The sequence below is a fragment of the Pseudomonas sp. GW823-FHT02C02 genome, from assembly GCF_058797635.1.
Genome location: NZ_JBXAJV010000003.1, coordinates 384163 through 402372, shown reverse-complemented (window position 1 = coordinate 402372; position 18210 = coordinate 384163). Strand labels below are relative to the sequence as shown.

Annotated in this window: 23 protein-coding genes; 12 read left to right on the top strand and 11 right to left on the bottom strand. The window is 59.4% G+C overall.

Annotation, left to right across the window (positions count from 1 at the left end):
- Window positions 1-14: 14 nt before the first annotated feature.
- Window positions 15-446, bottom strand: coding sequence for an NINE protein (locus AC1ROI_RS07280; RefSeq protein WP_077747227.1), 432 nt, complete (start codon window positions 444-446; stop codon window positions 15-17).
- Window positions 447-695: 249 nt separating this feature from the next.
- On the opposite strand from AC1ROI_RS07280, the gene AC1ROI_RS07275 reads away from it, so the two are divergent.
- Window positions 696-1313, top strand: a complete 618-nt coding sequence (locus AC1ROI_RS07275; RefSeq protein WP_042932501.1) for a C40 family peptidase — start codon at window positions 696-698, stop codon at window positions 1311-1313.
- Between the two features lie 151 nt (window positions 1314-1464).
- Here the strand turns inward: AC1ROI_RS07275 and AC1ROI_RS07270 are convergent, their stop codons facing one another.
- On the bottom strand, window positions 1465-2499 hold the full coding sequence (locus AC1ROI_RS07270; RefSeq protein ID WP_010466841.1) for a type IV pilus twitching motility protein PilT: 1035 nt from the start codon (window positions 2497-2499) through the stop codon (window positions 1465-1467).
- A gap of 57 nt (window positions 2500-2556) precedes the next feature.
- Here AC1ROI_RS07270 and AC1ROI_RS07265 point away from each other — a divergent pair, with 57 nt between their 5' ends.
- The 10 genes from AC1ROI_RS07265 to AC1ROI_RS07220 all read left to right on the top strand — a co-directional run bounded on the left by AC1ROI_RS07265 (window position 2557) and on the right by AC1ROI_RS07220 (window position 9556).
- Window positions 2557-3243, top strand: coding sequence for a YggS family pyridoxal phosphate-dependent enzyme (locus tag AC1ROI_RS07265; RefSeq protein WP_010466839.1), 687 nt, complete (start codon window positions 2557-2559; stop codon window positions 3241-3243).
- 34 nt (window positions 3244-3277) lie between these two features.
- A complete protein-coding gene (gene proC, locus AC1ROI_RS07260) occupies window positions 3278-4096 on the top strand; it encodes a pyrroline-5-carboxylate reductase (RefSeq protein WP_010466837.1) in 819 nt (272 codons plus the stop codon).
- Between the two features lie 24 nt (window positions 4097-4120).
- On the top strand, window positions 4121-4708 hold the full coding sequence (locus AC1ROI_RS07255) for a YggT family protein (protein WP_010466835.1): 588 nt from the start codon (window positions 4121-4123) through the stop codon (window positions 4706-4708).
- Window positions 4708-5004, top strand: a complete 297-nt coding sequence (locus AC1ROI_RS07250; RefSeq protein ID WP_010466832.1) for a DUF167 domain-containing protein — start codon at window positions 4708-4710, stop codon at window positions 5002-5004. Before AC1ROI_RS07255 ends, AC1ROI_RS07250 begins: the two co-directional genes overlap by 1 nt.
- Before the next feature lie 182 nt (window positions 5005-5186).
- Entirely contained in the window at window positions 5187-6326 is a 1140-nt protein-coding gene (gene metX, locus AC1ROI_RS07245; protein WP_010466830.1) for a homoserine O-succinyltransferase MetX, read from the top strand.
- 7 nt (window positions 6327-6333) lie between these two features.
- The gene (metW, locus tag AC1ROI_RS07240) at window positions 6334-6954 is read left to right on the top strand and encodes a methionine biosynthesis protein MetW (RefSeq protein ID WP_010466828.1); all 621 of its coding nucleotides are present in this window, start codon (window positions 6334-6336) and stop codon (window positions 6952-6954) included.
- Between the two features lie 26 nt (window positions 6955-6980).
- Complete coding sequence (locus AC1ROI_RS07235; RefSeq protein ID WP_077747223.1) at window positions 6981-7415, top strand: DUF4426 domain-containing protein; 435 nt, start codon at window positions 6981-6983, stop codon at window positions 7413-7415.
- The gene (gene rdgB, locus AC1ROI_RS07230) at window positions 7412-8008 is read left to right on the top strand and encodes an RdgB/HAM1 family non-canonical purine NTP pyrophosphatase (RefSeq protein WP_077747222.1); all 597 of its coding nucleotides are present in this window, start codon (window positions 7412-7414) and stop codon (window positions 8006-8008) included. The genes AC1ROI_RS07235 and rdgB overlap by 4 nt, the downstream gene beginning before the upstream one ends.
- On the top strand, window positions 8005-9210 hold the full coding sequence (gene hemW, locus AC1ROI_RS07225; RefSeq protein WP_102594545.1) for a radical SAM family heme chaperone HemW: 1206 nt from the start codon (window positions 8005-8007) through the stop codon (window positions 9208-9210). The genes rdgB and hemW overlap by 4 nt, the downstream gene beginning before the upstream one ends.
- 22 nt (window positions 9211-9232) lie before the next feature.
- Window positions 9233-9556: a DUF3392 domain-containing protein gene (locus tag AC1ROI_RS07220; protein ID WP_010466821.1), complete on the top strand. Its 324-nt coding sequence runs from the start codon at window positions 9233-9235 to the stop codon at window positions 9554-9556.
- Window positions 9557-9691: 135 nt separating this feature from the next.
- On the opposite strand, the gene AC1ROI_RS07215 is transcribed toward AC1ROI_RS07220, so the two are convergent.
- The 5 genes from AC1ROI_RS07215 to AC1ROI_RS07195 form a co-directional block, all read right to left on the bottom strand.
- A complete protein-coding gene (locus tag AC1ROI_RS07215; protein WP_010466819.1) occupies window positions 9692-10483 on the bottom strand; it encodes a hypothetical protein in 792 nt (263 codons plus the stop codon).
- 186 nt (window positions 10484-10669) lie between these two features.
- Entirely contained in the window at window positions 10670-11395 is a 726-nt protein-coding gene (gene trmB, locus AC1ROI_RS07210) for a tRNA (guanosine(46)-N7)-methyltransferase TrmB (protein ID WP_010466817.1), read from the bottom strand.
- A 9-nt stretch (window positions 11396-11404) separates the two neighbouring features.
- The gene (locus tag AC1ROI_RS07205) at window positions 11405-12199 is read right to left on the bottom strand and encodes a thiazole synthase (protein ID WP_010466815.1); all 795 of its coding nucleotides are present in this window, start codon (window positions 12197-12199) and stop codon (window positions 11405-11407) included.
- A 60-nt stretch (window positions 12200-12259) separates the two neighbouring features.
- Window positions 12260-12460, bottom strand: coding sequence for a sulfur carrier protein ThiS (gene thiS / locus AC1ROI_RS07200; protein WP_007897898.1), 201 nt, complete (start codon window positions 12458-12460; stop codon window positions 12260-12262).
- A gap of 90 nt (window positions 12461-12550) precedes the next feature.
- Window positions 12551-12922, bottom strand: a complete 372-nt coding sequence (locus tag AC1ROI_RS07195) for a DUF423 domain-containing protein (RefSeq protein ID WP_010466813.1) — start codon at window positions 12920-12922, stop codon at window positions 12551-12553.
- A gap of 74 nt (window positions 12923-12996) precedes the next feature.
- Here AC1ROI_RS07195 and mtgA point away from each other — a divergent pair, with 74 nt between their 5' ends.
- A complete protein-coding gene (mtgA, locus tag AC1ROI_RS07190; RefSeq protein ID WP_042932499.1) occupies window positions 12997-13719 on the top strand; it encodes a monofunctional biosynthetic peptidoglycan transglycosylase in 723 nt (240 codons plus the stop codon).
- A 200-nt stretch (window positions 13720-13919) separates the two neighbouring features.
- Here the strand turns inward: mtgA and rpoH are convergent, their stop codons facing one another.
- The 4 genes from rpoH to ftsY form a co-directional block, all read right to left on the bottom strand.
- Window positions 13920-14774, bottom strand: a complete 855-nt coding sequence (gene rpoH, locus AC1ROI_RS07185) for an RNA polymerase sigma factor RpoH (protein ID WP_007897890.1) — start codon at window positions 14772-14774, stop codon at window positions 13920-13922.
- A 113-nt stretch (window positions 14775-14887) separates the two neighbouring features.
- A complete protein-coding gene (gene ftsX, locus AC1ROI_RS07180; protein ID WP_010466810.1) occupies window positions 14888-15910 on the bottom strand; it encodes a permease-like cell division protein FtsX in 1023 nt (340 codons plus the stop codon).
- Window positions 15907-16578, bottom strand: a complete 672-nt coding sequence (gene ftsE / locus AC1ROI_RS07175) for a cell division ATP-binding protein FtsE (RefSeq protein ID WP_010466809.1) — start codon at window positions 16576-16578, stop codon at window positions 15907-15909. The genes ftsX and ftsE overlap by 4 nt, the downstream gene beginning before the upstream one ends.
- Window positions 16575-18074 (bottom strand): signal recognition particle-docking protein FtsY, encoded by a 1500-nt coding sequence (gene ftsY, locus AC1ROI_RS07170; protein WP_102594543.1) that lies wholly within the window; start codon window positions 18072-18074, stop codon window positions 16575-16577. Before ftsY ends, ftsE begins: the two co-directional genes overlap by 4 nt.
- Window positions 18075-18210 lie beyond the last annotated feature (136 nt).

Sequence of the window (18210 nt, the reverse complement as noted above, 5' to 3'; positions counted from 1 at the left end):
CTGCTGGCGATGGCTTACTGGAAAGTGCCGCGATTCTGCGCGTTACGCACGGACACCTGGTCATTCAGTGTCCAGAAGTCATACAAAACCCCCAGAAAGAACAACCCGCCCGTCACCAGGTACAGCAATCCGCTGATCCACTTCCCCTGATACATCCGGTGTACGCCGAAGACACCGAGAAACGTCAGCAGAATCCACGCTACGTTGTACTCGATGGGTCCGGCGGTAAAACGCAGGTCCGCTTCACGGTCCATGGCCGGGATCAGGAAGATGTCGATCAGCCAGCCAATACCCAGCAAACCGAAGGTGAAAAACCAGATCGTCCCGGTCACCGGCTTGCCGTAATAGAAGCGGTGAGCCCCGGTAAAACCAAAAATCCACAGCAGGTAGCCGATCACTTTGCTGTGTGTATCTTGCTGCTGGCCAGCCTGTTGATAGGTGTTCATGAAGGACCTCGATTCACACGATAGATAAATATTCTTGAATTCTTTGTGACTTTTTTACAGGTTGCCGACGTATGGCACATGCTACCTTCGGTTGCGTCAAAGCCTTATACCACCTGACTTCTGTCCGACAATTGCGTCCATTTGCCGCTTATTTGGTTCCGTTGACCACAAGTTGAATCGACCAACGGCCTCGGAAGGGCAAAAAAAGCTGTTATAAAGTTGCGCGCTAACCCATATGAGCCTTGCCTAATGCGTCCATTTTTCAAGACATGGCTAACCATTTGCCTTTTGATGCCACTGGCCGCCCACGCCACCAATCGTGAGCAACGTCTTCCAAACGTTAATGGTTACACCCCAAAATCCCATGTTTCTGCTCCTTCGAGCAAAAACAAGAAAACCGAAAAACGTGCTCCACAGCTGGCTAGTAAAAGCAGCCTTGTTCCGCCGATGGCGACCAAGGAAAGCAGCAACGTGCTGAGTCGCGCCGTCAACGTCCTCGGTACACCTTACCGTTGGGGCGGCAGCAGCCCAAGTAAAGGGTTCGATTGCAGCGGCCTGGTGAAATACGCGTTCAACGACGCCACGTTCGACCTGCCACGCACGTCCAATGCCATGGCCAGCGGTCATGGCGAGAAAGTCGATCGCAAGGATCTGAAGCCGGGCGACCTGATTTTCTTCAACATCAAGAGCCGTCGGGTCAATCACGTTGCCATCTACCTGGGCAACGACCGTTTTATCCACGCACCGCGCCGTGGCAAGTCGGTGACCATCGACACCTTGAAGAAACCGTACTGGGAAAGCCACTACGTGGTTGCCAAGCGGGTTCTGCCGAAAGAGAAGAACACACTTCAGGTTGTTCAGCGCTGATCTGAAGTCCCGGGGTCAGACCCGGCACTTGCTTCGGTCATGACGCCCTCTTCGCGGGCAAGCCTCGCTCCTACAGGTCACGTGCCATTTTTTGCGGCACATGCCTGACCTGTAGGAGCGAGGCTTGCCCGCGAAGGCGTTTCTGGCCTCCTCAGAAGTTATCCGGCGTCCGCGCCTTCTCCCGTGCATGCTCCCGGCTGATCAAGCCCTTGGTCACCAAATCCTTTAAGCACATGTCCAGCGTCTGCATCCCCAGGCTGCCCCCGGTCTGAATCGAGGAGTACATCTGCGCCACCTTGTCTTCGCGGATCAGGTTACGGATCGCCGACGTGCCGAGCATGATTTCGTGCGCCGCAATGCGCCCACCGCCGATCTTCTTGATCAGGGTCTGCGACACCACCGCCAGTAACGACTCGGACAGCATCGACCGCACCATCGACTTCTCGTCCCCCGGAAACACGTCCACCACCCGGTCGATGGTCTTCGCCGCTGACGTGGTGTGCAGCGTGCCGAACACCAAGTGACCGGTCTCGGCGGCGGTCAATGCCAGGCGAATGGTCTCCAGGTCACGCATTTCCCCCACCAGAATCACGTCCGGGTCTTCCCGCAGCGCCGAGCGCAGGGCCGTGGCGAAGCTACGGGTATCACGGTGGACTTCGCGCTGGTTGATCAGGCATTTACGCGATTCATGGACGAATTCGATGGGGTCTTCGATGGTGAGGATGTGGTGATGGCGATGGTTGTTCAGGTAATCGATCATCGCCGCCAGGGTGGTGGACTTGCCGGAACCGGTGGGGCCGGTCACCAGCACCAGGCCGCGCGGGGCCTCGGTGATCTTGCGAAACACCTCGCCCATGCCGAGGTCGTCCATGCTCAGGACTTTCGACGGGATGGTCCGGAATACCGCACCCGCCCCCCGGTTCTGGTTGAAGGCGTTGACCCGGAAACGCGCCACGCCGGGCACTTCGAAGGAAAAATCAGTCTCCAGGTGTTTCTCGAAGTCCACCCGCTGGGTGTCGTTCATGATGTCGTAGATCAGCTCATGCACCTGTTTGTGGTCCAGGGCCGGCAGGTTGATGCGCCGCACGTCGCCGTCGACGCGAATCATCGGTGGCAGGCCGGCAGACAGGTGCAGGTCGGACGCGCCCTGTTTAGCGCTGAAGGCCAGCAGCTCAGTGATATCCATAGCGCTCCTCAATTCCAGTAGAATGCCGCCAACCTTCAAACCGCCGGCGCCTCTTTGATGTCCACGATAGCAGACAACATTCTTCAGGTTAGTTCGCGCATCCGCGCCGCCGCCCTTGCCGCCCACCGCGACGAGCACAGCGTTCAACTGCTGGCGGTGAGCAAGACCAAGCCTGCCGAGGCCGTGCGCGAGGCGTATGCCGCAGGCGTGAGCGATTTTGGCGAGAATTACTTGCAGGAAGCCTTGGGCAAACAGCTCGAATTGGCCGACCTGCCCTTGATCTGGCACTTCATCGGCCCCATTCAATCGAACAAGACTCGCGCTATCGCCGAGCACTTCGCCTGGGTGCATTCCGTGGATCGCTTGAAAATCGCACAACGCCTGTCCGAACAACGCCCTGCCGATCTGCCGCCCCTGAACATCTGCATCCAGGTCAATGTCAGCGGTGAAGCCAGCAAATCCGGCTGCACCCCGGCCGACCTGCCGGCCCTGGCCAAGTCCATCAGCGAATTGCCGCGCATCAAGTTGCGAGGGCTGATGGCGATCCCTGAGCCGACTGAAGATCGCGCCGCCCAGGATGCCGCTTTTGCTGCCGTGCAAAGCCTGCAAGCCAGCCTGAATCTGCCGCTAGACACACTTTCCATGGGCATGAGCCACGACCTCGAGTCGGCCATCGCCCAGGGTGCCACTTGGGTCCGCATCGGTACGGCCCTGTTTGGCGCCCGCGACTACGGTCAACCATGACAATGGCTGACGCCTCTCTTGATAAGGACCTGACATGAGCAAGACTCGTATTGCCTTTATCGGTGCCGGAAACATGGCCGCCAGCCTCATCGGCGGTCTTCGCGCCAAAGGCCTGGACGCCGCACAGATCCGCGCCAGCGATCCGGGCGCCGAAACCCGCGCCAAGGTGCAGGCTGAACATGGCGTTGAAGTATTCGCCGACAATGCCGATGCCATTCAAGACGCTGACGTTGTGGTGCTGGCGGTCAAGCCGCAGGCCATGAAAGCCGTGTGCGAAGCGATTCGCCCAAGCCTGAAACCGAATCAACTGGTGGTTTCGATTGCGGCCGGCATCACCTGCGCCAGCATGAACAACTGGCTCGGCGCCCAGCCGATCGTGCGCTGCATGCCCAACACCCCGGCGCTGCTGCGTCAGGGCGTAAGCGGTTTGTTTGCCACGGCCGAAGTAAACGCTGAGCAACGTCAGCAAGCCGAAGAGCTGTTGTCGGCCGTCGGCATTGCGCTGTGGCTGAACGAAGAGCAGCAACTGGACGCGGTCACCGCCGTTTCCGGCTCGGGTCCGGCGTACTTCTTCCTGCTGATCGAAGCCATGACCGCCGCTGGCGTGAAACTCGGCCTGCCAGCGGACATCGCCGCACAATTGACGGTACAAACCGCGTTGGGTGCCGCACACATGGCGGTTGCCAGTGATGTCGACGCTGCTGAATTACGCCGTCGCGTGACGTCCCCTGCGGGCACCACGGAAGCGGCAATCAAATCGTTCCAGGCCGGCGGCTTTGAAGCGCTGGTCGAAAAAGCACTCGGCGCCGCTGCGCACCGTTCGGCCGAGATGGCTGAGCAACTTGGCCGCTAATCAGCTCTTACAAAGGAATTAATGATGCTTGGACTCAATGACGCTGCCATTTTCATAATTAAAACCCTGGGCAGCCTGTACCTGCTGATCGTACTGATGCGCTTCATCCTGCAATTGGTCCGGGCGAACTTCTACAACCCGCTCTGCCAGTTCATCGTTAAGGCCACCCAACCGCTGCTCAAGCCGCTGCGCCGGGTCATCCCGAGCATGTTCGGGCTGGACATGTCGTCACTGGTATTGGCGCTGATCATTCAAATGCTGCTGATCGCGGTGATCCTGCTGCTCAAAGGCTTCATGGTCGACTGGCTGTTCCTGGTGCCATGGGCCCTGATCGCGCTCTTCTCTCTGTTCTTGAACATTATTTTCTGGGCGATGATCATCAGCGTGATTCTGTCCTGGGTCGCCCCAGGCAGCCACAACCCAGGTGCAGAACTGGTCGCGCAGATCACTGAACCGGTACTCGCCCCGTTCCGTCGGATCATTCCGAACCTGGGTGGCCTCGACATCTCGCCGATCTTCGCGTTTATCGTGATCCAGTTGCTGCAAAGCTGGCTGATCCCGCGCCTTGCGAACTTCGCCCTGATGCCGATGGGGCTGCTCGGCCTGATCTGATGAGCTACTTTCGCTGGGACGGTGACGATCTGATTCTGGAATGTCACCTGCAACCGGCAGCCCGCAGCGATGACTTCTGCGGGCTGCACGGGGATCGGCTGAAGATTCGCCTGACCGCACCGCCGGTCGAAGGCAAGGCCAACGCGTATCTGATGGCGTTTCTGGCCAAGGCGTTTGGGGTGTCCAAGAGTCAGGTCAGTTTGATCAGCGGGGAGTTGAACCGGCAGAAGCGGGTGCGGATCTGTTCGCCGAAGAAGCTGCCGGATTTGCCGGATCTGCTGCGTCCGCCAGGTTAACCGCGTCATCGTTCTTCGCGGGCAAGCCTCGCGCCTACAAGTTGACGCAATCCCTGTAGGAGCGAGGCTTGCCCGCGAATGCCACATCTCGGTCCAGCTGAATGAAATCAGGCCCGCCCTTTGCTTGCCGCTGACCCCACCGGTCTTTAGACTTACGCCTCATTTCAACGAGAGCAGGGTCGATGCCAACTGCCTTTCCCGCCGATTCTGTTGGTCTGGTGACGCCGCAAGTGGCGCACTTCAGTGAACCCCTGGCCTTGGCCTGTGGCCGTTCGCTCCCAGCTTATGACCTCATTTACGAAACCTACGGCACGCTGAACGCCACGGCGAGCAACGCCGTGCTGATCTGCCACGCCTTGTCGGGTCACCATCACGCTGCCGGCTTCCACAGCCCCGACGACCGCAAACCCGGTTGGTGGGACAGTTGCATCGGCCCCGGCAAGCCGATCGACACCAACAAATTCTTCGTGGTCAGCCTGAACAACCTCGGCGGCTGCAACGGCTCCACCGGCCCCAGCAGCATCAATCCGGAGACCGGCAAGCCGTTTGGCGCTGACTTCCCGGTCCTGACCGTGGAAGACTGGGTGCACAGCCAGGCGCGCCTGGCCGACCTGCTCGGCATTCGCCAATGGGCCGCCGTAATCGGCGGCAGCCTCGGCGGCATGCAGGCGATGCAGTGGAGCATCACCTACCCCGACCGCATTCGTCATTGTCTGGCCATCGCCTCGGCCCCCAAGTTGTCAGCGCAGAACATCGCCTTCAACGAAGTGGCGCGCCAGGCGATCCTCACCGACCCCGATTTCCACGGCGGCTCGTTCCAAGAGGCGGGCGTGATCCCCAAGCGCGGTTTGATGCTGGCGCGGATGGTCGGGCACATCACCTACCTGTCGGATGACTCGATGGGCGAGAAATTCGGTCGTGGCCTCAAGAGCGAAAAGCTCAACTACGACTTCCACAGCGTCGAGTTCCAGGTTGAAAGCTACCTGCGTTATCAGGGCGAAGAGTTCTCCGGGCGTTTCGACGCCAACACGTACCTGCTGATGACCAAGGCGCTGGACTACTTCGACCCGGCAGCCAACTTCGACGATGACCTGGCGAAAACCTTCGCCAATGCCCAGGCCAAGTTCTGCGTGATGTCTTTCACCACCGACTGGCGCTTCTCCCCTGCCCGCTCGCGGGAACTGGTGAATGCGCTAATGGCGGCCAAGAAGGACGTTTGCTACCTCGAGATCGACGCTCCGCAAGGCCACGACGCCTTCCTGATTCCGATCCCGCGTTACTTGCAGGCCTTCAGCAATTACATGAACCGCATTACGTTGTGAGAAAGCCATGAGAGCTGATCTGGAAATCATCCAGGAATGGATCCCCGCTGGCAGCCGCGTGCTCGACCTCGGTTGCGGTGACGGCGAACTGCTGACCTGGCTGCGCGATAACAAACAAGTAACGGGCTATGGCCTGGAAAACGATCCGGACAACATCGCCGAATGCGTGGCCAAGGGCATCAACGTGATCGAGCAGGACCTGGACAAGGGCCTCGGTAACTTCGCCAGCAACAGCTTCGACGTCGTGGTCATGACCCAGGCGCTGCAAGCCGTGCATTACCCGGACAGGATCCTCGACGAAATGCTGCGGGTCGGCCGCCAGTGCATCATCACCTTCCCCAACTTCGGGCACTGGCGCTGCCGCTGGTACCTGGCGAGCAAGGGCCGGATGCCGGTGTCGGAGTTTCTGCCATACACCTGGTACAACACGCCGAACATCCACTTCTGCACCTTCGAAGACTTTGAAGCGTTGTGTCGCGAACGTGAAGCCAAGGTCATTGATCGGCTGGCCGTGGATCAACAACACCGCCACGGGTGGGCCAGTAAGCTATGGCCTAATCTATTAGGTGAAATCGGTATTTACCGCGTCAGCAGCCCAGGGTTGCAGGATCACAAAATCGCGGTCTGAACCACGACATTCCAAGGAGAACGATCATGGGTCGTCTAGCGCTGTTTGTACTTACTGCCTGCCTGAGCGTCACGGCCATGGCCGCCGACGTCATCAAAGGTGATCGTCAGGAGAAGTTTGGTGATGTGACGGTGCATTACAACACCTTCAACTCGACCTTTCTGACCCCTGATATCGCTAAAGCCGCGGAGCTCACCCGCAGCAAGAATCAAGGCGTGATCAACGTGTCGGTAATCAAGGAAGGCAAACCCCAGATGGCTCAGGTCAGCGGGACGGTCAAAGACCTGACCAGCCAAAGTGTGCCGCTGAAATTCAAACAGATCACCGAACAGGGCGCGATCTACTACATCGCCCAGTTCCCGGTGGATCAGCAGGAAGTCCGCACCTTCGAGATCAAGGTGCAGAACGGCGATAAAATCAACACCATCAATTTCAACCAAGAGCTTTTCCCCGGCGAATGATGAACTTCACGCAACTCGTACTGGCCAGCCATAACGCCGGCAAACTCAAGGAACTCCAGGCCATGCTCGGCGAGTCGGTGCAACTGCGCTCGATCGGCGAGTTCAGCAGCGTCGAGCCTGAAGAAACCGGCCTGTCGTTCGTCGAGAATGCCATCCTCAAGGCCCGCAACGCCGCGCGCATCTCCGGTTTGCCGGCGCTGGCCGACGATTCCGGGCTAGCGGTGGATTTCCTTGGCGGTGCGCCGGGTATCTATTCGGCTCGTTACGCGGATGGCCAGGGTGATGCGGCGAACAACGCCAAACTGCTCGATGCGTTGAAGGATGTGCCGGAATCTGAGCGCGGCGCACAGTTCGTCTGCGTGCTGGCGCTGGTGCGACATGCCGACGATCCGCTGCCGATCCTCTGCGAAGGCCTGTGGCACGGGCGCATCTTGACGGCGGCCAGCGGTGAACACGGGTTTGGCTACGACCCGCTGTTCTGGGTGCCGTCGCGCGATTGCTCCAGCGCCGAGCTGAGCCCGAGCGAGAAGAACCTCATCAGCCACCGCGCCCGTGCAATGGATCTGCTGCGCCAGCGTTTAGGCCTGATATGACCCACGACTCATCCGCGTCACCGCTGATTTTCGGCGGTGCCGCCCCCTCGCCTCGGGCCGCGCTCCCCGTGCTGCCGCCCCTTGCGTTGTACATCCACATTCCGTGGTGTGTGCGCAAATGCCCTTATTGCGACTTCAACTCCCACACTGCCAGCCCGGTGCTGCCGGAAGAAGAGTACGTCGACGCGTTGCTGGCCGACCTCGATCAGGACCTGCATGCGGTTTACGGTCGTGAGCTGAGCTCGATTTTCTTCGGTGGCGGCACGCCGAGCCTGTTCAGCGCCGAAGCCCTGGGTCGTTTGCTCAAAGGCGTCGAGCAGCGGATTGCGTTCGCCAGCGACATCGAAATCACCCTGGAAGCCAATCCGGGAACGTTCGAGCAAGAGAAATTCGTCGCCTACCGCGCGCTGGGCATCAATCGCCTGTCGATCGGTATCCAGAGTTTCCAGGAAGAGAAGCTCAAGGCCTTGGGGCGGATTCACAACGGTGACGAAGCGGTGCGAGCCGCCGGCATGGCACGTCAGGCCGGGTTCGATAACTTCAATCTGGACTTGATGCACGGCTTGCCGGATCAGTCGCTGGACGATGCGTTGAACGACCTGCGCCAGGCCATCGCCCTGAAGCCGACGCATCTGTCCTGGTATCAACTGACGCTGGAGCCGAACACGGTGTTCTGGAACCAGCCGCCGACGCTGCCGGAAGACGACACGCTGTGGGACATTCAGGAAGCCGGTCAGGCGTTGCTTGCCGAACACGGTTACGCGCAATACGAAGTCTCGGCTTATGCTCAGCCTGGTCGCCCGGCGCGGCATAACCTCAATTACTGGAGTTTCGGCGACTTCATCGGCATCGGTGCCGGTGCCCACGGCAAGCTGAGCCATCCGGACGGGCGCATCGTGCGCACCTGGAAAACGCGCCTGCCGAAGGATTACCTGAACCCGGCGAAAAGCTTCAAGGCCGGCGAGAAAGCGCTGACCAATGACGAGCTGCCGTTCGACTTCCTGATGAACGCCCTGCGCCTGACGGAAGGCGTGGAATCGCGCCTGTATTCGGAGCGCACCGGACTGCCGCTGGAAAGCCTCGCCGAAGGCCGGCGGGAAGCCGAACAAAGCGGCCTGTTGCAGGTCGAACCGTCACGTCTGGCGGCGACTGATCGCGGACAGCTGTTTCTCAATGACTTGCTGCAAACATTTCTGAGCTGATTTCAGCCTTAGGGGAAAACGAATGGATTTGATACTCGACCTGCTCGCCACCGTCTCCCGCTGGAGCCGCAGCAACCTGTCGGAAATCTCTCTGGCGCTGGTGGGCTGTCTGCTGGTGTTGTTTGGCGCCGATATCAAAGGCTGGGTCGACCAACGCCTGGGCAGCATCGCCGGCGCCTTGCGCGTCCCGCTGATGGCATTGGTGTGCATGGTCGGCAGCGGCGTCGCGTTGATCTACGCCACCCCGTGGATCATCAAAGGCCTGAGCCAGTTCAACAACTACAGCCTGGCGCCGGTGTTGTTGGTGGTGCTGGTACTGATCGGCGTCGTCGCCGACCGCCGCTGACCTTTGACTACACCCAAAACAACTGTGGGAGCGAGCCTGCTCGCGATGACGTCATAACATTCAACATCTTCGTTGACTGTCAGACCGCCATCGCTGGCAAGCCCGCTCCCACATTTTTTGTATTGCGAATGCCCTTTATGGCTTGCCCACGGACTTGGCTTCGCTTCGGATCCTGGCACTGATCCCCATAAAGTCGTGGCAGCCCAGCGCTTCGGCCTTGTCCAGATACACAACATTCTGACGGTCGAGCCTGCCACTCTCATTGACTCGGCTCATTGCCAGAATGTAATTGGCCTCGGCCCGGTACTGATCTTCGGTCAGCATCAATGCGACAGCACGCGCCTGCAAGGACCCTATCACTCGTTCTTTTGACAAGCCTGGCTGCAAGTCCTGAAAGCACAGGGCGCGCTTGGCCGGCATCGGATAAAAATCAGCAAAAATATCTGGCTCCTGAAGCAGCTCCTCAAGCGTCTGCAGATATTTCAAGTGTCCGGCATCGCGTCGATCAGACTTCATCGAGTCCTGATCGCACCGATGGAAGTAGGCGACGGCTGCCGCCAAAAAGCCTTGATCCATGGCTTTTTCATAAAGCTCACAGGTTTCCCTGCGCTGTTGTTCGGTAGGGCCCGGTTTGCTCAGGGTATTAGCCAGCAAATAGCTCGCGATGGGATGCCCACCGTCAGACGCCATCTTCAAATTGTATTTGAAGGCCTCCAGATCACCTTCCATGTTGCCTATTTGCTCGGGCTTGTTCTTGAAATCCAGCTCCCCGCTTGCTTCCAGCCTGACCAACTCATCCGCGTTACGTTTGATTTGATCAGCTGCATCCTGGGCACGTTGAAAGTAGTCGTCGATCGTCAGCGTCTGTCCGTGAGCCATTGAAGGCAGGGCGATGAACAACAGGATGCAGACGAGGATGAATTTCAAAACCTTGTCTTCCTTTACAATTGGGGGCATAGAGCTTTCGGCGGCCAGACGCCGATCTTGAACACTGCATAAAGCAAATGTGGGAGCGAGCCTGCTCGCGAAGGCGTCGTCACATTCAACATTATCGTTGACTGTCAGATCGCTTTCGCGAGCAGGCTCGCTCCCACAGTTTGTAGTGCGTAGGGCTCAGGACTGTTTTTCGAACTTCAGGTCCCAAACGCCATGCCCAAGACGTTCGCCGCGGCGTTCGAACTTGGTGATCGGGCGTTCAGCCGGGCGCGGAACGCATTTGCCGTCTTCGGCCAGGTTGCGATAACCCGGGGCGACGTTCATCACTTCCAGCATGTACTCGGCGTAGGGTTCCCAGTCGGTGGCCATGTGCAGAATGCCACCGACCTTCAACTTGCTGCGCACCAACTCAGCGAACGACGCCTGAACGATACGGCGTTTGTGGTGACGGCTCTTGTGCCATGGATCCGGGAAAAACAGCATCAGGCGATCGAGGCTGTTGTCGGCCACGCAACGGTTGAGCACTTCGATTGCATCGCAATCGTAGACCCGCAGGTTGGTCAGGCCCTGCGTCAGAACGCCATTGAGCAGCGCGCCGACACCCGGACGGTGCACTTCCACGCCAATGAAATCCTGTTCTGGCGAGGCCGCGGCCATTTCCAGCAGCGAATGGCCCATGCCGAAACCGATTTCCAGCGAGCGCGGCGCCGAGCGACCGAACACTTGGTCGAAGTCTACCGGTGCGTCGGCCAATGGCAGCACGAACAGCGGCGTGCCCTGGTCCAGACCGCGTTGCTGGCCTTCGGTCATGCGCCCGGCGCGCATCACGAAACTCTTGATGCGGCGGTGTTGGCGCTCGTCGCCTTCTTCCGTCTGGATTGGCGTGTCGTTTGATTCAGTCATCAATGGCTCTTACTTGATCAGACCATCCAGCGGCGAGGAGGCGCTGGCATAGAGTTTTTTCGGCATGCGACCGGCGAGGTAGGCCAGGCGGCCCGCGACGATGGCGTGTTTCATGGCTTCAGCCATCATGATCGGCTGCTGGGCGTGGGCGATGGCCGAGTTCATCAGCACGGCTTCGCAACCCAGTTCCATGGCGATGGTGGCGTCGGAAGCGGTACCGACACCGGCATCCACCAGCACGGGAATCTTGGCTTCTTCGAGGATGATCTGCAGGTTGTACGGGTTGCAGATCCCCAGGCCCGAACCGATCAGACCGGCGAGCGGCATGACCGCGATGCAGCCGATTTCCGCCAATTGACGGGCGATGATCGGGTCATCGCTGGTATAGACCATCACGTCGAAGCCTTCCTTGACCAGCGTTTCGGCGGCCTTGAGGGTTTCGATCACGTTGGGGAACAGGGTTTTCTGGTCGGCCAGCACTTCCAGCTTCACCAGATTGTGCCCATCGAGCAGCTCACGGGCCAGGCGGCAGGTGCGCACGGCTTCGATGGCGTCGTAGCAGCCCGCGGTGTTCGGCAGGAAGGTGTAGCGATCCGGCGACAGCACTTCGAGCAGGTTCGGCTCGCCTTCGATCTGGCCCAGATTGGTACGGCGCACGGCGAAGGTGACGATCTCGGCACCCGAAGCTTCGATGGCCAGGCGGGTTTCTTCCATGTCGCGGTACTTGCCGGTGCCTACCAGCAAACGCGACTGGTAAGTACGACCGGCCAGGACGAAGGGCTTGTCGCTACGAACGATGCTCATGGGAAATCCTCTGTAGGGGTGAGGTTCTTGCAGAATTCTGTGCCCTTGCGGGCCGGGCGACTAGCCGCCGCCGATGGCGTGGACCACTTCGACGGAATCGCCATCATTGAGCGTGGTTTCTGCATGCTGGCTGCGCGGGACGATATCCAGATTGAGTTCGACCGCCACCCGGCGTCCGGTCAGCTCCAGACGGGTCAGCAGGGCCGCAACGGTTTCACCGTCGGGCAGTTCAAGGGATTCGCCGTTCAACTGAATGCGCATACCGAATGCCGCCATCATTTTTAGGGGCTGGCATTCTAGCCCGATCAGTCTTGGCGACCCAAGCCATTCGTCATGAAATGGACTGCCCGGTCAGCTCAACCGCCAGGCGGCAAGCCCCAGGCAGAACCAGCCGACCAGGAATGCCAGGCCGCCGAAGGGGGTGACGATCCCCAGCTTGCTGACGCCGGTCAGGGTCAGCAAGTACAGGCTGCCGGAAAACAGCAGGATGCCGATGGCAAACGAGGCGCCGGCCCAAGTGATCAAGCGTCCCGGAATCTGCGTGGCCAGCAGCGCCACACCCAGCAACGCCAGGGTGTGCACCAGTTGGTAGGTGACGCCGGTATGGAAAATCGCCAGGTACTCGGGAGTCAGACGGTTTTTCAGGCCGTGGGCGGCGAACGCGCCAAGGGCAACGCCGGTGAAGCCGAAGAAAGCGGCCAGCATCAGAAAGCCACGCAGCATGAAGAACTCCAGTCAGACTCGATCCACAGGGTCTGTATAATGGCCCGCTCAACGGGTTCGGCCAAGTCATCTCTATGCTGCGTTTATTTTTAAGACGATTTACCAAGGCCGTGCTCTGGTTCGCGGCCGGCAGCGTGCTGCTGGTGCTGATCTTTCGCGTGGTCCCGCCACCGGGAACGGCATTGATGGTCGAGCGCAAGGTCGAATCCTGGTTCGACGGCGAGCCCATTGACTTGCAGCGCACCTGGAAGCCCTGGGATGAAATCTCTGACGACCTGAAAGTCGCGGTGATCGCGGGCGAGGATCAGAAATTCCCGGAGCACTGGGGTTTTGACTTTGGTGCGATCCAGAAAGCCCTGGCCCATAACGAGCTCGGTGGTTCGATTCGCGGTGCCAGCACTCTGAGCCAGCAAGTCTCGAAGAATCTGTTTTTGTGGTCCGGCCGCAGTTGGCTGCGTAAAGGCCTGGAGGCGTGGTTCACCGGGTTGATCGAGGTGCTCTGGCCCAAGCAGCGGATTCTTGAGGTGTACCTGAACAGCGTCGAGTGGGATGACGGGGTGTTTGGCGCGGAAGCGGCGGCCCGGCATCACTTTGGTGTGAGCGCTAAAGGTCTTAGTCGCCAGCAATCGAGCTTGCTCGCGGCGGTGCTGCCAAACCCGCGGGTGTGGAGTGCAAGCCATCCGACCAACTATGTTGCGCGTCGGGCCGGGTGGATTCGGCAGCAGATGAGCCAGTTGGGTGGCGATAGCTATCTGGTTGGCATTAATGATTCACGCCGGGCACCTTGGTCCCAATAACGAGTCCGAGACGACGCAAATCACCCGTAGGAGCGAGGCTTGCCCGCGAAGGCGGTATGTCAGCCAACCCCTTCATCGACTGATACACCGCCTTCGTGAGCAAGGCTCGCTCCTACAGGAGGCGGCTTGTTACTAGTAGGCACACACAAAAACGCCCCGATCATCACTGATCGGGGCGTTTTTTATTGCCGCTTCGCAGGTCAGGCGGCGATCGACAACTTGAGCTTGTTCATCGCGCTCTTTTCAAGCTGACGAATACGCTCGGCCGACACGTTGTACTTCTGCGCCAGGTCATGCAGCGTGGCTTTCTCTTCCGCCAACCAACGTTGGTAGAGGATGTCACGGCTGCGGTCGTCCAGCACTTCGAGCGCTTCGTGCAGGTTGTGATTGGAGTTGTCGCTCCAGTCGGCATCTTCCAGTTGACGCGCCGGGTCGTACCGGTGGTCTTCCAGGTAGTTGGCCGGCGACTGGAAAGCGCTGTCGTCGTCCGCTTCCGCGGCCGGGTCGAAGGCCATGTCATGGCCGGTCAGGCGACTTTCCATCTCTCGCACTTCCCGCGGCTCTACGCCGAGGCTTTCCGCCACACGGTGGACTTCCTCGTTGTTCAGCCACGCCAGACGTTTCTTCTGGCTGCGCAGGTTGAAGAACAGCTTGCGCTGGGCCTTGGTGGTCGCGACTTTCACAATGCGCCAGTTGCGCAGGATGAACTCGTGAATTTCCGCCTTGATCCAGTGCACTGCGAACGAAACCAGACGCACACCCATTTCCGGGTTGAAGCGCTTCACCGCCTTCATCAGACCGACGTTACCTTCCTGGATCAGGTCAGCCTGAGCCAGGCCGTAGCCGGAATAGCTACGGGCGATATGTACAACAAAACGCAGGTGGGCGAGCACCATCTGCCGAGCCGCCCCCAAATCCTGCTCATAATAGAGACTCTCGGCCAGTTCACGCTCCTGCTCCGGAGTCAGCAATGGAATGCTGTTCACGGTGTGCACATAGGCCTCCAGGTTCGCACCCGGGACCAGAGCATATGCAGGTTGCAAAGAATTGGTCATACGAAAAAACCTCCGACTTACATAACTCGTGCAGTTCAGCACTGCGAAAATTGACCGGAAACCGAAAGACAAGTTCCCATAAACGCTGAAAGGTCAATACGAGCAAAATGATACTACTTAGGCGCAAGCTCCCTCAGGTGGCGTGCGACTGCAATCCATGCACCGATATACCCCAACAGCACCGCGCCAAGCAAGAGAGACAGACCGTCGGCAACTGGCACTCCGGCCAGCGCAAAATCACTGCCATACAAACCGGCCAGCCCGACAACTGCGTCGTTCAGCCAATCAAGGCCAAACGCCAATACACCCCAGGAAAGAATCCCCGCACCGAAGCCATAAAGCGCACCCATGTACAGAAAGGGCCTGCGCACATAGCTGTCTGTGCCGCCGACGAGTTTAATCACTTCTATCTCTGTGCGGCGGTTTTCAATATGAAGACGAATGGTATTGCCTATCACCAAAAGTAATGCAGAAACCAGAAGCACGGTCAGACCGAAGACAAAACGGTCACCCAGCTTGAGGATCGCTGCCAGACGCTCGACCCAGACTAGATCAAGTTGAGCCTGTTGTACCTTGGGCAGCTCGGAAAGTTTTTGTCGTAATGCTTCAAGCGCGGGCTTGTCGACTTCGTTCGGGGTCACCAGCACCACGCCTGGCAGCGGGTTTTCCGGCAGTTCCTTAAGCGCCTCGCCCAGTCCGGACTGCTGCTGGAACTCTTCCAGCGCCTGATCTCGGCCGATATATTCAGCATCGGCTACGCCAGGCATGCCTTTGATCTGCTCGCGCAACGACTCGCCTTCAGCCGGGCTGGCCTCGAGTTGCAGGTACAGGGAAATCTGCGCCGCTCGCTGCCAGGAACCGCCGAGACGCTCGACGTTACTCAGCAAAAGTGACAGGCCCATCGGCAAGCTCAGGGCGACCGCCATCACCATGCAGGTGAAAAAGCTGCCGATTGGCTGTTTACCCAACCGACGCAAGCTGTCCAGCAGACTGGCGCGATGGCTTTCAACCCAGGCACGAAACAACGTCGCGAAATCCGGGCCGTCGTCATCGTTGCGCTTTTTCTTCTGCGGTTGCGGATCGGCGGCTTTCGGCGCCACGCGCTCGGAAACCTTGGGGCTGCGTGTCGCACTCATACGCCCGCCTCCCCGTCGCCGATCAATCGGCCGCGTTGCAGGGTCAGCATCCGATGACGCATGCGGGCGATCAAGGCCAGGTCGTGACTGGCGATCAGCACGCTGGTGCCCAGGCGGTTGATGTCTTCGAACACGCCCATGATCTCGGCCGCCAGACGCGGATCGAGGTTACCGGTGGGTTCGTCCGCCAGCAGCAAGGCCGGACGGTGGACGATGGCGCGAGCGATGCCGACGCGCTGTTGCTGCCCGGTGGACAAGTCGCCGGGGTACAGATCGGTTTTATCCGACAGCGCGACACGCTCAAGCGCCGAATCCACACGTTTGACGATCTCGGCCTTGGACAGCCCAAGAATCTGTAACGGCAGAGCGACGTTGTTGAACACCGTGCGATCAAACAGCAGTTGGTGATTCTGGAACACCACACCGATCTGCCGGCGCAAGTACGGAATCTGCGCATTGCTGATGGTGGCGAGGTCCTGGCCGGCCAGCAGCAATTTGCCGGTGGTCGGACGTTCCATCGCCAGCAGCAGCCGCAACAAGGTGCTTTTACCGGCGCCGGAATGGCCGGTTACAAACAAGAATTCGCCCCGACGGACTCGAAAGCTCAGCTCATGCAAGCCGACGTGACCGTTCGGGTAGCGTTTACCGACCTGTTCGAAACGAATCATGAACGCTCCCGCTCGGCAAACAGTGCCTGGACAAAGGGTTCTGCTTCAAAAGTACGCAAGTCATCGATGCCTTCACCGACGCCGATGTAGCGAATCGGCAAACCAAATTGCTTGGCCAGGGCGAAAATCACCCCGCCCTTGGCGGTGCCGTCGAGCTTGGTCAGCGCCAGGCCGGTCAGTTCGACGGTCTGGTTGAATTGCTTGGCTTGGCTGATTGCGTTCTGGCCAGTACCGGCGTCGAGCACCAGGAGCACTTCGTGCGGCGCGTCGGCGTCGAGTTTGCTGATAACCCGGCGAACCTTTTTCAGCTCTTCCATCAAATTGTCTTTGGTGTGCAGGCGACCGGCGGTGTCGGCGATCAGCACATCAATGCCACGGGCCTTGGCGGCCTGTACGGCGTCGAAGATAACCGAAGCGGAGTCGGCACCGGTGTGCTGGGCGATGACCGGGATCTTGTTGCGCTCGCCCCAGACCTGCAATTGCTCAACGGCGGCGGCGCGGAAGGTGTCACCGGCCGCGAGCATGACTTTCTTGCCTTCGAGCTGCAGCTTCTTCGCCAGTTTGCCGATGGTGGTGGTTTTGCCGGCACCGTTGACGCCGACCACCAGAATCACGAAAGGCTTGTTCTGCGAGGTGATTTTCAGCGGCTGCTCGACAGGCTTGAGCATCGCGGCGAGTTCAGCCTGCAGGGATTTGTACAGCGCGTCGGCATCGGCCAGCTCTTTGCGCGCAACCTTTTGGGTCAGGCGCTGGATGATGACTGAGGTCGCCTCGACCCCGACGTCGGCGGTCAGCAGACGGGTTTCGATGTCTTCGAGCAGTTCGTCATCGATGATTTTCTTGCCCAGGAACAGGCTGGCCATGCCTTCGCCAATGCTGGCGCTGGTCTTGGACAGGCCTTGCTTGAGGCGGGCGAAGAAACCGGCTTTGGTTTCTTCGCTACGCGGCGGCTCGGCCGGGACTTCGGCGGGAACTGCGGGCGCGGCGACTACCGGAGCAATGACAGGAGCAGGCGCAGGTGCTTCAACCACAGGAGCGACGAACGCAGGAATCACAGACTCTGGAACAACCGGCTCAGGCTCAGTCACGATAACCGGCGCAACGACAGGCTCAATGACCGGCGTTTGAACAGGCTCAGGTGCAAAAGCAGTCGGTGCAGGAATCGTCGGCGTCACATGCGGCGCCAGCTCATCTTCGACCAAGGCCACCGGCTCTTCCGCCACTGGCAACGTCAGCCACGGCTCTGGAGCGGGTGCCAGCGGATGCTCGGCAATGACTTCGGGTTCAGCCTCGGCGACCGGCTGCAGCACCGGCTCGGCCATCGGCAAGACAACCGGCGCCGGTGCTTCTTCTATTACCGGCGCGGGTGTTGGCTCAGGAATTGGCTGTGGCTGTTCGACGACGGGTTCCTGCGGCTTTTTGCGCAGCCATCCGAACAGGCTTTTCTTCTCGCCAGCCGCAGCTGGGGTCTTCTTGTCGTCGTTGGAACCAAACATGGAGGACGGCTATCTCACGGTAGCGACGCGCCAAAGGGCGCCCCGGCAAATAAATATTCGATGCAGAACAGACTGCGATTGACCCAGCTTGTTCACGCGCAACATTTTGTCGAGGTGCAAACAGCACCTCAAAGGT

What these genes read in the sequence shown, in the direction of transcription:
- AC1ROI_RS07280 (WP_077747227.1), bottom strand. Translation starts at nt 446, where the DNA reads ATGAACACCTATCAACAGGCTGGCCAGCAGCAAGATACACACAGCAAA.
- AC1ROI_RS07275 (WP_042932501.1), top strand. Translation starts at nt 696, where the DNA reads ATGCGTCCATTTTTCAAGACATGGCTAACCATTTGCCTTTTGATGCCA.
- AC1ROI_RS07270 (WP_010466841.1), bottom strand. Translation starts at nt 2,499, where the DNA reads ATGGATATCACTGAGCTGCTGGCCTTCAGCGCTAAACAGGGCGCGTCC.
- AC1ROI_RS07265 (WP_010466839.1), top strand. Translation starts at nt 2,557, where the DNA reads ATGTCCACGATAGCAGACAACATTCTTCAGGTTAGTTCGCGCATCCGC.
- proC (WP_010466837.1), top strand. Translation starts at nt 3,278, where the DNA reads ATGAGCAAGACTCGTATTGCCTTTATCGGTGCCGGAAACATGGCCGCC.
- AC1ROI_RS07255 (WP_010466835.1), top strand. Translation starts at nt 4,121, where the DNA reads ATGCTTGGACTCAATGACGCTGCCATTTTCATAATTAAAACCCTGGGC.
- AC1ROI_RS07250 (WP_010466832.1), top strand. Translation starts at nt 4,708, where the DNA reads ATGAGCTACTTTCGCTGGGACGGTGACGATCTGATTCTGGAATGTCAC.
- metX (WP_010466830.1), top strand. Translation starts at nt 5,187, where the DNA reads ATGCCAACTGCCTTTCCCGCCGATTCTGTTGGTCTGGTGACGCCGCAA.
- metW (WP_010466828.1), top strand. Translation starts at nt 6,334, where the DNA reads ATGAGAGCTGATCTGGAAATCATCCAGGAATGGATCCCCGCTGGCAGC.
- AC1ROI_RS07235 (WP_077747223.1), top strand. Translation starts at nt 6,981, where the DNA reads ATGGGTCGTCTAGCGCTGTTTGTACTTACTGCCTGCCTGAGCGTCACG.
- rdgB (WP_077747222.1), top strand. Translation starts at nt 7,412, where the DNA reads ATGATGAACTTCACGCAACTCGTACTGGCCAGCCATAACGCCGGCAAA.
- hemW (WP_102594545.1), top strand. Translation starts at nt 8,005, where the DNA reads ATGACCCACGACTCATCCGCGTCACCGCTGATTTTCGGCGGTGCCGCC.
- AC1ROI_RS07220 (WP_010466821.1), top strand. Translation starts at nt 9,233, where the DNA reads ATGGATTTGATACTCGACCTGCTCGCCACCGTCTCCCGCTGGAGCCGC.
- trmB (WP_010466817.1), bottom strand. Translation starts at nt 11,395, where the DNA reads ATGACTGAATCAAACGACACGCCAATCCAGACGGAAGAAGGCGACGAG.
- AC1ROI_RS07205 (WP_010466815.1), bottom strand. Translation starts at nt 12,199, where the DNA reads ATGAGCATCGTTCGTAGCGACAAGCCCTTCGTCCTGGCCGGTCGTACT.
- thiS (WP_007897898.1), bottom strand. Translation starts at nt 12,460, where the DNA reads ATGCGCATTCAGTTGAACGGCGAATCCCTTGAACTGCCCGACGGTGAA.
- AC1ROI_RS07195 (WP_010466813.1), bottom strand. Translation starts at nt 12,922, where the DNA reads ATGCTGCGTGGCTTTCTGATGCTGGCCGCTTTCTTCGGCTTCACCGGC.
- mtgA (WP_042932499.1), top strand. Translation starts at nt 12,997, where the DNA reads ATGCTGCGTTTATTTTTAAGACGATTTACCAAGGCCGTGCTCTGGTTC.
- rpoH (WP_007897890.1), bottom strand. Translation starts at nt 14,774, where the DNA reads ATGACCAATTCTTTGCAACCTGCATATGCTCTGGTCCCGGGTGCGAAC.
- ftsX (WP_010466810.1), bottom strand. Translation starts at nt 15,910, where the DNA reads ATGAGTGCGACACGCAGCCCCAAGGTTTCCGAGCGCGTGGCGCCGAAA.
- ftsE (WP_010466809.1), bottom strand. Translation starts at nt 16,578, where the DNA reads ATGATTCGTTTCGAACAGGTCGGTAAACGCTACCCGAACGGTCACGTC.
- ftsY (WP_102594543.1), bottom strand. Translation starts at nt 18,074, where the DNA reads ATGTTTGGTTCCAACGACGACAAGAAGACCCCAGCTGCGGCTGGCGAG.